The 13,676-nt window shown below is 71.7% G+C and carries 11 protein-coding genes and 2 pseudogenes; 7 read left to right on the top strand and 6 right to left on the bottom strand.

The annotated features are described in order from the left end of the window. Positions 1-88: 88 nt before the first annotated feature. Positions 89-688: a TetR/AcrR family transcriptional regulator gene (locus QFZ64_RS31800; RefSeq protein WP_307070926.1), complete on the top strand. Its 600-nt coding sequence runs from the start codon at positions 89-91 to the stop codon at positions 686-688. A 227-nt stretch (positions 689-915) separates the two neighbouring features. On the opposite strand, the gene QFZ64_RS31795 is transcribed toward QFZ64_RS31800, so the two are convergent. Then, positions 916-1,659 (bottom strand): TetR/AcrR family transcriptional regulator, encoded by a 744-nt coding sequence (locus QFZ64_RS31795; protein WP_307070925.1) that lies wholly within the window; start codon positions 1,657-1,659, stop codon positions 916-918. Between the two features lie 120 nt (positions 1,660-1,779). On the opposite strand from QFZ64_RS31795, the gene QFZ64_RS31790 reads away from it, so the two are divergent. Next, the gene (locus QFZ64_RS31790) at positions 1,780-3,507 is read left to right on the top strand and encodes a carboxylesterase/lipase family protein (RefSeq protein ID WP_307070924.1); all 1,728 of its coding nucleotides are present in this window, start codon (positions 1,780-1,782) and stop codon (positions 3,505-3,507) included. Between the two features lie 86 nt (positions 3,508-3,593). Here QFZ64_RS31790 and QFZ64_RS31785 read toward each other — a convergent pair whose 3' ends face one another. Then, a complete protein-coding gene (locus QFZ64_RS31785; RefSeq protein WP_307070923.1) occupies positions 3,594-4,586 on the bottom strand; it encodes a zinc-dependent alcohol dehydrogenase family protein in 993 nt (330 codons plus the stop codon). Between the two features lie 94 nt (positions 4,587-4,680). Between QFZ64_RS31785 and QFZ64_RS31780 the strand changes: the two genes are divergently transcribed. Both QFZ64_RS31780 and QFZ64_RS31775 read left to right on the top strand, forming a co-directional pair. Beyond that, complete coding sequence (locus QFZ64_RS31780) at positions 4,681-5,073, top strand: helix-turn-helix domain-containing protein (RefSeq protein WP_307070922.1); 393 nt, start codon at positions 4,681-4,683, stop codon at positions 5,071-5,073. A gap of 155 nt (positions 5,074-5,228) precedes the next feature. Next, a complete protein-coding gene (locus QFZ64_RS31775; RefSeq protein WP_307070921.1) occupies positions 5,229-6,011 on the top strand; it encodes a polysaccharide deacetylase family protein in 783 nt (260 codons plus the stop codon). Between the two features lie 217 nt (positions 6,012-6,228). Here the strand turns inward: QFZ64_RS31775 and QFZ64_RS31770 are convergent, their stop codons facing one another. Continuing rightward, entirely contained in the window at positions 6,229-7,323 is a 1,095-nt protein-coding gene (locus QFZ64_RS31770) for an alcohol dehydrogenase catalytic domain-containing protein (RefSeq protein WP_307070920.1), read from the bottom strand. A 285-nt stretch (positions 7,324-7,608) separates the two neighbouring features. On the opposite strand from QFZ64_RS31770, the pseudogene QFZ64_RS31765 reads away from it, so the two are divergent. Then, positions 7,609-7,833: pseudogene (locus QFZ64_RS31765) on the top strand (iron-containing alcohol dehydrogenase); the annotation flags it as partial. Between the two features lie 283 nt (positions 7,834-8,116). Here QFZ64_RS31765 and QFZ64_RS31755 read toward each other — a convergent pair. From QFZ64_RS31755 to QFZ64_RS31745, 3 genes and pseudogenes are all read right to left on the bottom strand, one after another. Further along, positions 8,117-8,298, bottom strand: a pseudogene (locus tag QFZ64_RS31755) (hypothetical protein); the annotation flags it as partial. A gap of 245 nt (positions 8,299-8,543) precedes the next feature. After that, on the bottom strand, positions 8,544-9,239 hold the full coding sequence (locus QFZ64_RS31750) for an alpha/beta fold hydrolase (protein WP_307070919.1): 696 nt from the start codon (positions 9,237-9,239) through the stop codon (positions 8,544-8,546). A 134-nt stretch (positions 9,240-9,373) separates the two neighbouring features. Next, complete coding sequence (locus QFZ64_RS31745; RefSeq protein WP_307070918.1) at positions 9,374-10,927, bottom strand: MFS transporter; 1,554 nt, start codon at positions 10,925-10,927, stop codon at positions 9,374-9,376. A gap of 125 nt (positions 10,928-11,052) precedes the next feature. Here QFZ64_RS31745 and QFZ64_RS31740 point away from each other — a divergent pair, with 125 nt between their 5' ends. Together QFZ64_RS31740 and QFZ64_RS31730 are read left to right on the top strand one after the other, a co-directional pair. Beyond that, complete coding sequence (locus tag QFZ64_RS31740; protein ID WP_307070917.1) at positions 11,053-12,072, top strand: Lrp/AsnC family transcriptional regulator; 1,020 nt, start codon at positions 11,053-11,055, stop codon at positions 12,070-12,072. A 734-nt stretch (positions 12,073-12,806) separates the two neighbouring features. Next, a complete protein-coding gene (locus tag QFZ64_RS31730) occupies positions 12,807-13,670 on the top strand; it encodes an SDR family oxidoreductase (protein WP_307070916.1) in 864 nt (287 codons plus the stop codon). Positions 13,671-13,676 lie beyond the last annotated feature (6 nt).

Raw genomic sequence — 13,676 nt, 5'->3', positions numbered from 1 at the left:
CTCAGTTTTTGATGATGAGCGTCATTAAAAATAATGATGAGGGGTAACATTGAAAACGTCAAACACGACGCCGAGCGGGAGGGCGGCCATGCCGCGGATCACCAGGGAAGACAAGGCCAGGAACCGGCAGAACATCATCGACGCGGCCGGGCGCATGTTCCGTGCGCAGGGCATCGACGCCGTCGGGATCGCCGACCTGATGAAGGAGGCGGGCCTGACCCACGGCGGCTTCTACAACCACTTCGCGTCCAAGGACGAGTTGGCCGCCGAAGCGTGCGGCGCCTCGTTCGAGGCGTCCCTGGGCGTCCTGGACCAGGCCGTCGAGGAGGGCCCCGGTCCCACGGGCACACCGCTGCAGCGCGTCGTGAACGGCTACCTCTCCGCCGCCCACCGCGACGCCCCGGACGGCGGCTGCCCCTCCGCGTCCCTGGTCATCGACGCCGGCCGACACAGCGACACCGTCCAGGGCGCCTACGCCGTCGGCGTGGAGGGATACCTCACGGGCTTCGCCTCGGAACTCGCCCGCGACCACGACGAAGGGCTCACCCCGCAGGAGGCACGGGAGCGGGCGGTGCTGCTGCTCAGCCGCCTGGTCGGGGCGATGACACTCGCCCGAGCCGTACGGCACACCGAGCCCGAACTGTCCGACGAGATCCTGCGGACCTGCCGCGCCCACGCCTTCGACTGACGCGGCATCACCCGCCCCGCCCCGGCCGCGGCGAGCTCACGGACGACGCCGGCGTGGTCCGCGCGCCGGCGCGTGTCCGTGAGCGCGCCACGCCATGGCGCGGTGTCACCTCGTCGACGGGCGGGAGCAGGTCGCAAAAGCCCCACCGCCGCGTACGCGCCTCCGGAACGGGGAGCAGGACGAGCGGGAGCAGGGAGGTCCCGGGCCGGGCGGCAAAGACGCCCGCCTCAGCGCGCTTCCGCGCGGCGGGCGACCAGCACCTCGATGCCGTCCAGTATCCGGTCCAGGCCGAACTCCACCTCGTCGTCGCCGACGTCGTCGTCGTATTCGTCGCGGGCCATCATCGACGCCAGGATGGGATAGCCGTGCTCGTGCAGGAGCGGCTGGAGGAACCGTGTCACGGCGGCCGACCGGGTGGGCGCCGCGCTGCTCCCGCGCACGTCGCGGCGGGCGCCGGCGACGCGTCGTGCGTAACCGTCGAGGAGCAGCGCGCACGCCAGTGATTCGGCGGTGCTCAGCCCGGCACCGGTCAGCGCTTCCAGCAGGACCTCCGTCCAGCGCAGCAGGTTCGGGGTCGCGGGCGCCCCGCGGAGAGGAAGATCGGGAAGCCAGGGGTGCGCGTCGCACCGCTCGATCATCGCCCTGGTCCATCCGTTGGCCGCGGCCCGCCATCGGCCGGGCCCGGTCTCCAGATCCGGCGCCGGTCCCCACGCGGTCTCGGCGAGGAGCACGAGCAGTTCGTCCCGCGAACTGACGTACCGGTAGACCGCGTTGGCGGTGAGCCCCAGCCGCCTGGCGATGTTCGGCATGGACAGGGCCGCGAAGCCCTCCGCGTCGGCCAGGGCGACAGCAGCCTCGACGATCCTCTCCACGCTCTGCGAGGGTTTCCGGCCCAGTCGGCCCGTCCTGGCGGTGAGCCCCCACGCCAGGGCGAGGCCCGGCGGCAGCCGCTCGTCGTCGTTCGGCGGCATGACACACCTCTCCTGTCTCGGCCACGGACATTGACTTCGTGTGCGCCTCACACTTTATATTAGTGTGGGGCACACACGAATGATGCGAGCAGGGGGACGGACATCATGGAAGCCTTACGAGTGGATCTCTCGGCAGGGCGGCACGGGCATCGCGGGCGGCGGAACACGGTGCGGCAGCGTCTACGAGCCCTGCTGACCGTTCTGGCCTGCGGCGCCGTGATCAGTGGCGCGACCGGCGGGTACGCGCGGGCAGCACATGACGCCGGGGGCGGCCGGGGCGGTGGTCCCGGCGCCGTGGCCGGCACCGTGGCCGGCACCGTGGTCAGGACGGACGCCGGCCGGGTCGGGGGCCGTCTCGGCACGGACACCCGCGTGTTCCAGGGAATCCCGTACGCCGCTCCCCCGGTCGGGCCGCTGCGCTGGGCCTCGCCCCGGCCGGCCGCGTCCTGGCCGGGCGTACGGCCCGCGACCGAACCCGGCAGCCGGTGCGCACAGGCGGCGGGGCTCATCGACCCGCCCAGCGACTCCGAGGACTGCCTCTACCTGAACGTCACCACGCCTTCGCACGGCACCGCCCACGCGCTGCCGGTGATGGTGTGGATCCACGGCAACGGCTTCATCAACGGCGCCGGCAGCCTTTACGACGCCCAGCGCCTGGCGGCCAGGGGCAAGGTGGTCGTGGTCAGCTTCAACTACCGGCTCGGTGTCCTCGGATTCCTCGCCCACCCCGCGCTCGACCACGGCCCGGCCCAGCACCTGTCGGGCAACTTCGGCCTGGAGGACCAGCAGGCCGCCCTGCGGTGGGTGAAGCGCAACGCGGCGGCGTTCGGCGGCGACCCGGCGAACGTCACGCTGTTCGGCGAGTCGGCCGGTGGCACCAGCGTCTGCGCGCATCTCGTGGCGCCGGGATCGGCGGGCCTCTTCCAGAAGGCGATCCTCCAGAGCGCCCAGTGCACGGGACGCAAGTGGTCACCGGGGCCGCCCGCCTGGTTCCCGCTGCCGCGCGCGGAGCGCGAGCGGCACGGGCTCGCCGTAGCGGCCGGGGTCGGCTGCTCCGACCTCCGTACCGCGGCGGCCTGCCTACGGGACGAACCCGTCGAAGAACTCGTCAAGTGGTCCGACCACGCACTGGGCACCGGGCCGACGGTCGGCGGCGACGGCGACGGCGACGGCGACGGCGACAACGGCGTCCTGCCCGTGGCCCCGGAACAGGCCTTCGCCACCGGCCACTTCAACCGGGTCCCGGTCGTCCAGGGAACGACCCGGGACGAACATCGGCTGTTCACCGCGGCCATCGAAGCGGTGACCGGTCGGACGACGACCGGCGCCGACTACCGGCAACAGGTCGGGACGCTCTTCGCCCCGGCCGACGCGGACCGCGTCCTGGCCCGTTACCCCGCCGCCCGCCTCCGCTCCCCCGGCGAGGCGCTCTCCGCCGTCGTCACCGACTGGGCATGGGGGTGCCCGGTCCTCGACCGGGACCGGGCCCTGGACCGGCACACACCCCTCTACGCCTACGAGTTCGACGACGCCGGAGCTCCCTGGTTCAGCACTCTCGAGAAGCCCGATTTCCCCACCGGGGCCTTCCACGGCAGCGAGTTGCAGTACCTCTTCGCCGACGAACAGCTCCCCGGCCCGGCCACACCCGCGCAACACCGCCTCGCGGACACGATGGTGCGCTACTGGGCCCGGTTCGCCCGCACGGGCGACCCGAACGGTCCCGGCACTGCGCCCTGGCCCCGCTTCGGAACCGGCCGGCACGTGCAGTCACTGCGGCCGGGGAAGACGGGACGGGCCGACCTCGCCCGCGAACACCGGTGTGCCTTCTGGCGGACCATCGGCGACTGACGACCACCGCCGGGCGCGCGCCGCTCCACCACCACCGGGCGTGAACCACTCGGCGGCGGGCGGGCGCGCGCCGTTCGGTGCCGCGTTCAGCGCCGCGGTCGAACCGTGACGACGATCTTTCCGGCGTGGACCCCCTTCTCGAGGTGCCGGTGCGCCTCGACGACGTTGTCGAGGGTGAACACCTCGTCGATGGCGGGCCGCAGCGCGCCGAGGCGTACACCCGCGTTCAGGAAGGCCGCCATACGTTGCACCACGACGGCGTCGAGGGTGTGGTCGAAGCCGCGGTAGCGGAAAGTCCTGAGCGTCGTGCCCTCCGGGGAGGGTGCGGGCCGGGGGTCCAGGAAGCCCGCGGTGATCAGTGTTCCACCGGGACGGGCCGCCTCGAGGAGTTGCTGCTGTCCGGGGCCCCCGACCATGTCGAGGACGATGTCGGCGCCGGCGCCGGCCGTGAGGTCACGGACGGACTCGACGACGTCCATCCGGTCGGTGGCGACGACCGCGGCGGCACCGGCGGCGAGCAGTTCGTCCTTCTTCCCGGTGTGCCGGGTCAGAGCGAGGGGCACGGCGCCGATGTACCGGGCGATGCTCATCGCCGCACGGCCGACGGCGCCGGACGCGGCGGTGATGAGGACGTGGTCGCCGGGCCGCATCCCCGCCTTCTCCACGAGCGCGCCGTAGGCGGTGGAGTACCCCACCCAGACCGCCGCCGCCTCCGGGATCCCCAGCCCGGCCGGGCGGGCGATGACCTGGCTCGCGGGGAGCGTGGTGTACTCGGCGTAGCTGCCTGTGACGTGCGCGTCCGGGACGGCCGCGAGGATGACCGGCTCACCGACCCGCAGCCCGGTGGTCCCGGGACCCAGCGCGTCGACGACGCCGGTTCCCTCGATGCCGAGGCGGGCGTGCGGCAGCGGAACCGGTACGAACCCGGCGCCGGAGCGCACCATCTCGTCGAGCGGGTTCACGGCGAACGCCTCGATCCTCACCCGCACCTCACCGGGCGCGGGCTCGACGACCGGATCCTCGACGACGTGCAGGACATCGGGCCCGCCGAACTCGTCGAACACGACGACTCGTGGCATGGTGACTCCTCCGCATTCAGTGCTTTGCTGCTGCTTTCGTTGCTCGTACCGAACGTTACGGAGCCGCGCGTTACCTCTTGGTACCTTCGATGTCATGCGGAACGCGGCTCACTCAGCCTTCCTCGCCGACTGCCCCACACGTCTGGCGGTCGAGATCATCTCCGACAAATGGTCCGTCCTCATACTCTTCGGGCTCAGCCAACGGCCTCGCAGACACGGTGAACTCGTCGACCTCATCGGCGGCATCTCACGCAAGGTCCTCACCCAGTCGCTGCGCCGGCTCCAGCAGTACGGTCTGGTCGAACGCCGAACCGCCGAGTCACGGCGGGTCGAGTACGATCTCACCGACCTCGGCCGGACCCTCGTCGAGCCCATCGAGGTCCTGACGAACTGGGCGAAGGATCACGGCGAGGCCATCGTCGACTTCCAGGAGGCGGCGACAGCGGCCACTGCCGCCGCCCGGTCCGGCACGGCGGGCCCTTCCTGATCGAGCGAGCGGGGCCACCTGCTCGTACCGCGCGGACACGCCGTCGCCCCATGCCGTGACGCCGCGGCACACGTCGAACGTGACGTGCACACGTGCTCTGCCTCACTGACGGGGCCGCTGGGCAACCTCTCCGGCGCCGGCCTCTTCTTCCTGGGGTGACAACCCTGAAGAGAAGGCCCCGTCTGCTCGTACTCCTGACTCTGGCCGTGGTGGCGGTCGTGACGGCGACCGTCGTCATCGTCGTCCGGGCGAACAGGATGGAGACGGTCTCCCCCGGCGAACAACGCGACCGGGCCGCGCCCGGAGCGCGCATACCCCCGGGTCCGCACCAGGTGGACTGCCGGAAGGTCAAGTGCATCGCGCTCACCTTCGACGGCAACCCGGGCGAACCCACCGACCGGCTGATGGACCTCCTGAAGCAGTACAAGGCGCCCTCGACGTTCTTCCTCGAGGGCCGGCGCATCCACGAGTTCCCCGACGTTGTGCGGCGGATGGCCGAGGACGGCCACGAGATCGGGGACCACACCTGGACCCACCCCGTGCTGACCGACGCCTCCGATGCCCGGGTCCGCGACGAACTGCGCCGCACGGCGCGAGCCATCTCCCACCTCACCGGCAGCGCGCCCACGCTGATGCGCCCGCCCCAGGGCCGCACCGACGACCGCGTCTCCAGGATCTCGAAAGAACTGGGGCTGGCGCAGGTGCTGTGGACGGTGACCGCGAAGGACTACGCGACGGACGACACCGCGCTGATCACCGAACGCGTACTGGAGGGCGCCGACCGCGACGGCATCGTCCTGCTCCACCCCCTGCACAAGGGCACGGTGCCGGCCATGCCGTCCATCCTGAAGGCACTCGGCGCACGGGGCTACACCTTCGTGACGGTCTCCCAACTGCTCGCTCCGTCGAAGGCCGAGCCCGGCACGATCTACAGGTGACCGACCGAGCCCTCCCCCGCGGTCACCGGTCGGGGGACAGCCTCGACGCCCGCGGCGGAGAGGACTCCTGCGCCGTCGGGTGAGGCGGTTCAGGTGGTCGTCGAACCACCGGCCTGCCGGTCCGGGAATCTTGTCGCGGGTTCCCCACTCGGGGATCCGCGGCGGCCACCCCCCGCAAGCGCGCCGCCGGCCGGTGTCGCCCTCGGTGCCGGGGAATTCAACTCCCCGGCTGACGGGCGGTGTCCGCCTCGCCGACGGCGACGACCTCCCGTCGGGGTCCGCCGAGCACGACTTTGAGCGCCCCTGTGTCGGCGGCCCGGGCGAAGACGCCGTACGCCTCCTCCATGCGGTCGAGCGGGAAGGTGTGGGTCACCAGTTCCGCCAGGGGCAGCCGGCCGGCCGTCGCCATGCGCAGCAGTGTCGGCGTGGAGTGTGTGTCGACGAGGCCGGTGGTGAGGGTCAGGTTCTTGATCCACAGGTTTTCCAGGTGCAGCGTCGCCGGTCTGCCGTGGACACCGACGTTGGCGACGTGTCCCCCGGGGCGCACCATGCGTGTGCACAGCTCGAAGGTCTCCGGCAGGCCCACCGCCTCGACGACCACGTCCGCGCCGAGTCCGTCGGTGAGGTCCGCGACCAGTTGGGCGGGGTCCTCCCGCGCGTCGGCCACCGCCTCCGCGCCCATTTTCCGTGCGGCGTCCAGTCGCGCCGCGACCACGTCGACCGCGATGACGCGTTCGGGCGAGAAGAGCCCGGCCGTGGCGACGGCCGCCAGTCCGACGGGACCGGCCCCGACCACGACCACCGTGTCCCCGGGACGGACACGCCCGTTGAGTACACCCACCTCGTAGGCCGTGGGGAAGATGTCGGCCAGCATCACGGCGTCCGCATCGGGGATCGCGCCGGGCAGCGGGTGCACGGAGAGGTCGGCGTGCGGAACCCGCACGTACTCCGCCTGGGTCCCGTCGACCAGGTGCCCGAGGATCCAGCCACCGCCGCCGAGGCACTGGCCGTACACGCCTTCCCTGCAGTACCGGCACCGGCCGCACGCGGTGATGCAGGACACCAGCACCCGGTCTCCCGGGCGTACGGTGCGCACATCGCCGCCGACCTCCACGACTTCGCCCACCGCCTCGTGCCCGAGGACGGTTCCGGGACGCACCTCGGGCACGTCCCCCTTCAGGATGTGCAGGTCCGTCCCGCAGATCGTCACCGCGTCGACGCGCACGACCACGTCCGTGGGCTCCTTCAGGTCCGGGTCCGCGACTTCCTCCCAGGCGGACCGTCCGGGCCCGTGGAACACATAGCCCTTCATCTGGATCCCCATCCTCTCGTCGACATCGGGCGTGAGGCCGTGTCCGGAGGCCGGCCCCGGCGGTGCGCCCCGGAGCCGCCGCATACCGGAACACCCCACATGTCCAGTTTTGCTCCGTCTGCCGGAGCGCGCTCGGGCCGAGGGTGTGGGACATGGCATGGACCATGCCGAGGAAGGCGTTGCCGAAGGCCATGCCGGCGAGGTTCTCCGATCCGGCCACCGGCAAGAAGCGCCCGCCGGCCGACTACGCCCTCACCAGGCTTCTCCCACGACGTCGTCGAGGCGGCGACCTTCCACCTCGCGCACGGCCGCACCAACGCGGTGCTGCCGCCGCACGTCATCCGGTACAACGGGACCGTCCCCACGAAGCTCACCGGCCGGCCCAAGTACGAGACCTACCGGGCGCCCGAGCGTTTCCAGGAGATCGCCCACGCCCTCGGCCTGCCCGCAGCCACCCCCGCCGAAGGCGTGGAGTCGCCGGCACGCGCGGTGGAACGCCTGCGCAGTGCCGCCTCACGGGCGGCCCATTCCGCCGCGGCACGGCTCTCGGGCGATCCGTCGAGTCCCACGGCGATCGTTCCGGGCAGGAGCCCACCTCCTGTGTGCTGTGTCCTGTGGCTCTGCGGTCCGTGCTTTTCTGCTCTTTGCCGCACTTCGAGCATGTCGGGCGGCCCGCCGGGGCAGGGGTCGATGGTCCCCGTCGGGGACCGGTGGACCGGTGCCCACGAGAGCCGGGGCCCTTCGACGTACGGATGCGGTGGTCCCGTCGGCGGGCGCACCGCATCGGGGGCGTTCAGTGCAGCCACTTGTGGTCGCGGACGCAGGGGAGCCTGGCCCACAGCCGTCCCAGGCCCAGGACGTCGCCGGCGGAGACCGCGGCGAGGGCGATGAGCACCACGGCGTAGATGAGGTGGTAGTCGGCGAACGGTTCGTCGACATGTTCGGCGTACCGTTCGACATGTGCTGGGCGGGGGGCGCGCACCGCGGTCTCCCCTTGCGGCCGTCCGGACCCCGGGGGCGCCGGGGTCCGGGGGCGCGGGAGCCGGTCGGCTTCGTAAGTGCCCTCGTTGACACACGTGGCCACGGTGGCGTCCGCGTACTTCCCGAGCACTGACGGCAAGACCTTGCGAGCCTCGGCCGTCAGACATCGGCCGGCCTGCTCGCGGGTGCGGAAGCGGCCCGTCGACTCGGAACCACGGTGCGCACGGTGGCAGTTCGGATCAGCTCGCGGGATTTCCTTCGCGCTCCAGCATGGCCGAGATCGCCGCGGCCACCTCCTCGGGATGTGACAGTGGCGAGAGGTGACTGCTGGGGAGCTCGGTGACGACGGCTTCGGCGCGTGTGGCGAACCATCGCTGCAGTCGGGGATCGAGGATCCGGTCGTGGGCGGAGAGGACGTAACCGCAGGGGAGGTCGTGCCAGGCGCCCGTGGACGCCGGGGCCGCCAGGCAGGCCCCATGGGTCGGCTTCTGCGCGGCGGCGAGGCTCCTGGCAAGACGGGGCGGCAGGTCGTGGGCGAGTGCCTCGCCGAACAGTGCCGGGGCCACGTGGGACCAGCCGTCCGCATCGAACCGCAAGGCCACCCGGCCTGGCATCTCGGCACCCTTGTCGCTCAACATGCCTATGGTCTCCCCCTCGTCAGGTACGTAGGCGGCCACGAAGACCAAGGAGTCGACCTTGGGATGCTCAAGCGCCGCCCCGGAGATGACGGTGCCGCCGTAGGAGTGTCCGACGAGGGTGACCGGTGCTTCCGCCGCGTCGATGTGCCGACGGGTCCAGGCGATGTCGTCCGCGAGTGAGGTCATCGGCAAGGTGACGGACAGTGCTTGATGGCCCTGTCCGCGCAGGTGGCCCATGACCTCCTGCCAGACCGAGCCGTCACTCCAAGCGCCGTGGACCAGTACTGCGTTTCCCATTCTTCCGACTTCCTTCTGTCGTGACCGTCCTGAGTGATTCCCACCCCGGCGGAGGTCCGAGTTCCTCCGACGTGGGACAAGCCGCGGGCCGTGGGCCGAGCCCCGGTTCTCGTCGGCCCCGGGGTCGGCCGGCGTCACGTCCGCGCCGAGGCGGACACCTTGCCCGCCTCGGAGGTACGGCCCGGGCCGGACGCGGGTGCCGGGCGGACCATGAGCAGTACGGCGACGGCGCCGGCGGCCGCGGCCACGGCCGAGAGGAGGAAGACGTGGTCCAGCCCGGTGGCGAAAGCCCGGTGGGCGAGGTCGGACGCCGCCTTGCGGTGCCCGGCCGGTGCGGAGGCGATCACCTCTTTCGCCCGGCCCGAGGCCAGAGCGTCGGCCGCATCGGCGGCGTGTGGCAGCCCGCCGGCCGTCAGCGTGGTGGCGGCATTGCTCGCGAAGACGGCGCCGAGGACCGCGATGGCCAGGGTCATGCCCAGTTGGCGCGCCGTGTTGACGGCTCCGCCCGCCATGCCCGCGCGCTGCCGCGGCACGGCAGAGGTGGCGGCCGAGACAAGGACCGGCGTGGCAAGGCCCACCCCTAGACCGGTGACGACCATGCCCCAGGCGAGCGACGTCCCGCTCGCCCCCTCCGTCATACCGGCACGCAGCAGGAGCATGCCCGCTGCCACCAGCAGCAGACCGAGCCCGATGGGCAGGCGCGGGGAGAGCCGCTGTATGTGCCGGCCGGTCAGAGCCGAGACGAGGAATGACGAGGCCGCGAGCGGACTCAGAGCAAGTCCCGCCCCGACGGGAGCGAGTCCGCCCAGGGACTGCAGCCACAGCGACACGAGCGCGAGGCAGCCGAAAGCGCCGGCCTGTAGCAGGAACGCGCCGGTCAGCAGCCCGGTGAAGGAGGCGTTGCGCAGCAGCGTCAGGTCCAGCATCGGGGTCTGGCCCCGGTGGGCGGTGCGGTGTTCCACCACCACGAAGGCCACGAGGGCGAGCGCGGCGACAACCTCGCAGACAAGGGTGCCGGGCGAGCCCCAGCCGTCGTCGGACCCGCGGATGAGTCCGTACACGAGCGAGCCGGCGGCCACGCTGAAGGTCGCCGCCCCGTAGAGGTCGACGCGGTTCTTCCGGCCGGTGGCGAGCGGCCCGTCGGCGGCCATGAAGCGCCAGGTCAGAACGATGGCTACGACCGCGACGGGCAGGTTGATCCAGAAGATCACGGGCCAGTTGATGTGCTGCGTCAGCACGCCGCCGAGCAGCGGGCCCGCCGCCGCCGCGGCCCCGTTGGTCGCACCCCACAGCCCGAAGGCCGTACCGCGGTCCCGCCCCTGGTAGGAGGTGAGCAGCAGAGCGGGAGTGGTGGCGAACATGGCGGCTCCGCCGATGCCCTGCACCGCCCGGGCCGAGATGAGCACTCCGGCGTCGGGAGCGAGGCCGCAGACGAGCGAGGCCACGGCGAACAGCGCGAGCCCACCCGCGTAGGCTCGCCGGTGCCCATAGCGGTCGGCGAAAGCGCCGGCCGCGAGCAGCAACGCCGCCAGAGCCAACGCGTAGGCGTCGATGACCCACTGCAGCGACGCGAACGAGGCGTCGAGGTCAAGGGCCATGCTGGGCAGCGCCACGTTCACGATGGTGACGTCCACCAGCAGGATGCAGGCGCCGAGACAGACCGCGATGAGCGGCCCCCACTTACGCATGTCGTCATCTCCGTTCGAGGATCGCGGAACGGACCGGAACCCGGCCCTCGGCAACTGTCGACGGCAGGTACGCGATTGCATGACTCGCATGACCAGATCTGCGCGATTTCCCTAGAATCGCTGTCGTGAAGACGTATCTCGACAGCCCCGACCGTGTGCGGCATCACCTCACCGATGACGACCTGGCCCTGGCCCACGCCCTCCAGCTCAACGGCCGCGCCTCCTTCACCGAGATCGCGGCCGCGCTCGGCGTCTCGGACCAGACCGCGGCTCGCCGCTACACCCGCCTGCGCACCACTGGGAAACTGCGCGTGCTGGGTCTGACCGATCCGTTCCGGCTGGGAGATCTGTCATGGTTCGTGCGCGTACGGTGCACTCCGGACGCGTCCGCCTCCATCGGTTCGGCGCTGGCCCGGCGCACGGACACGACCTGGGTCCACCTCACCTCAGGGGGAACGGAGACGATGGCCGCGGTCCGTTCCCGCGGGCCCGGCCTGGAGGAGCCCTTCCTGGTGCAGAAACTGCCCCGTATCCCCCGGGTGGTCGACGTCTCCGCGCACTGCGTCCTGCATGTGTTCTTCGGCCGGGACCTCGGCTTCATCAACAAGACGGGCCCGCTGACCGACACGCAGATCGCCGCCCTGACCCCGCGGCCGACGGACGGAGGGCGGACAGCCGGCTCGGAACCCGTCGTACTGGACGACCCCGACCGACTGCTGCTCGACCTGCTGGCCCGTGACGGAAGGGCCCCGGTGGGCGAACTGGCCGCGGCCACCGGGCTGTCCGAGTCCACGGTGCGCCGCCGCATCAACGATCTACGCGCCGAAGGCGTGCTGTACTTCGACGTGGACTACCACCCCGACGTCCTGCACCAAAAGCTCAGGATCTCGCTCTGGCTGGAGATCGACCCCGCGCGGCTGGCCGAGGCGGGCGAGGCCCTGGCGGCACATCCCGCGGTGTCCTTCGCCGCGGCGGTGACCGGCGCGACGAACCTGTATGCGAGCATTCAGGTGGACTCGGCCCAGCTGTTGTACCGCTACCTGACGCAGTCCGTGTCCCGACTGCCCGGGCTGCGGCACACCGTGACCGTCCCGATCCACCGAACCCTCAAGGGTCCGAGCCCCTACTCGCCGTCGATCGACTGAACGCATCATGACGGGCCGGCGGGGCGACCGTGAACGGTCGGTCACGCCGGCCCCCTTCCCGGGCGGACCTCCGACTCCCCGGCGCCCGAGTCGGCGCGTGGCATACGCACGGATGAACGCGTGGGCCCCGTCGCGCACCGGCCTCGCCCTGGTGGGCGCGTACATCCTGGCCGGCGAGCCGGCCGCACCCGCCGGTCAGGCCGAGGCGTTCGACGCCTGCGACAGGGTGCCGCGACCGTTCACGCCCCTCACCCAGGCTCTCGCGAACGTGGATGACACGGCACTCTTCCCCCGCCACCGAGGAACCCCTGCGGAAAGCGCGACGCGGCACTCGACACGCGGCCACGGGCGGGCGAGGGGTTGATGGGCCGCCCCTGCTCCAGGCGGACGTAGTAGTCGGTGGACACACCGGCCGGCAGCGCGACCTCCTCGGGGCGCGGGCCCGGCACTCTGCGGGTACGGCCGTCCGGAGGAAGCCCGGCCCCGGCGGGATCGACCAGCCCACGGGCCCGTCGCAGGAACTCGGCCAGTTCACGGCTGGTCAGCGGCCACGCTCTTCAGCGTCTCCGGTGACCGGGACTTCTGGCCGGCCCGCCGAGTCCTGGGTCGCGCCATCCCCGTCCCGGCAGGGCTCGGTGCAGGCGTCCACGACGTGTCGAAGTGGATGAGGCTGGATGTGCCGGCCCCGGGAAACGGCTCGGGACCTCCAGCACTGACACAAGGCAAGGAAGATCATGGCTTTTCCGACCGACCGACCCGCGATCTGGTTCGTGACCGGCACCTCCCGTGGCCTGGGGCTCGAGCTGGTCAGGCAGCTGCTGCGGCGGGGCGACGGCGTCGCGGCGACCACCCGCTCCTCCGAGCGGCTCCTGGCCGCCCTCGGCGACGCCACCGACACCACCCGCCTGCTCCCCCTGACCGTGGACCTGCGGGACGAGCAGCAGGTCCAGCAGGCCGTCACCCGGACCACCGACCACTTCGGCGGACTCGACGTCGTCGTCAACAACGCCGGCTACGGCTTCCTCGCCGCGGTCGAGGAGACCACCGACCGCGATGTGCGCGACATGCTCGACGTCCAGATCGTCGGCGTGTGGAACGTCCTGCGCTCCACGATCCCCGTCCTGCGGGAACAGCGCAACGGCCACATCGTCAACGTCTCCTCCGTCCTCGGCCTGACGTCCGTACCCGGCTGGGCCCTGTACTGCGCCGGCAAGTTCGCCCTCGAGGGCATCAGCGAGGCCCTGGCCGGTGAGGTCGCCGACTTCGGCATCGACGTCACCATCGTCGAGCCCGGCTACTTCCGCACCGGCTTCCTCACCCGCGACTCCCTGGCCCTGCCCCGGGCCACCACCGACCACTACCCCGGCATCCGCGAGATGGTCGAGAACCACCTCAAGCTCCAGGGCAGCCAGCTCGGCAACCCCCTCGCCGGCGCCACCGCCGTCATCGACCGCGTCGTCAAGGGCGAAGGCCCCCTGCGCCAGGTCCTGGGATCCGATTCCCACGCCTACGCCACCGCCAAGGTGCAGGCCCTCCAGGCCAACCTGGACGCCACCGCCGCCACCGCCCCCACCACCGACTACCCCGACGCCTCCTGATCCCCA

Source organism: Streptomyces sp. B3I8 (assembly GCF_030816915.1).
In the GTDB taxonomy this organism is placed as follows: domain Bacteria; phylum Actinomycetota; class Actinomycetes; order Streptomycetales; family Streptomycetaceae; genus Streptomyces.
The sequence above is the reverse complement of the archived record's forward strand: the minus strand, read 5'-3'. Positions and strand labels throughout refer to the sequence as shown.

Coding starts and splice junctions, on each gene's coding strand:
- QFZ64_RS31795 (WP_307070925.1), bottom strand. CDS start 1,659: ATGCCGCCGAACGACGACGAGCGGCTGCCGCCGGGCCTCGCCCTGGCG.
- QFZ64_RS31800 (WP_307070926.1), top strand. CDS start 89: ATGCCGCGGATCACCAGGGAAGACAAGGCCAGGAACCGGCAGAACATC.
- QFZ64_RS31730 (WP_307070916.1), top strand. CDS start 12,807: ATGGCTTTTCCGACCGACCGACCCGCGATCTGGTTCGTGACCGGCACC.
- QFZ64_RS31750 (WP_307070919.1), bottom strand. CDS start 9,239: ATGGGAAACGCAGTACTGGTCCACGGCGCTTGGAGTGACGGCTCGGTC.
- QFZ64_RS31785 (WP_307070923.1), bottom strand. CDS start 4,586: ATGCCACGAGTCGTCGTGTTCGACGAGTTCGGCGGGCCCGATGTCCTG.
- QFZ64_RS31780 (WP_307070922.1), top strand. CDS start 4,681: ATGCGGAACGCGGCTCACTCAGCCTTCCTCGCCGACTGCCCCACACGT.
- QFZ64_RS31770 (WP_307070920.1), bottom strand. CDS start 7,323: ATGAAGGGCTATGTGTTCCACGGGCCCGGACGGTCCGCCTGGGAGGAA.
- QFZ64_RS31745 (WP_307070918.1), bottom strand. CDS start 10,927: ATGCGTAAGTGGGGGCCGCTCATCGCGGTCTGTCTCGGCGCCTGCATC.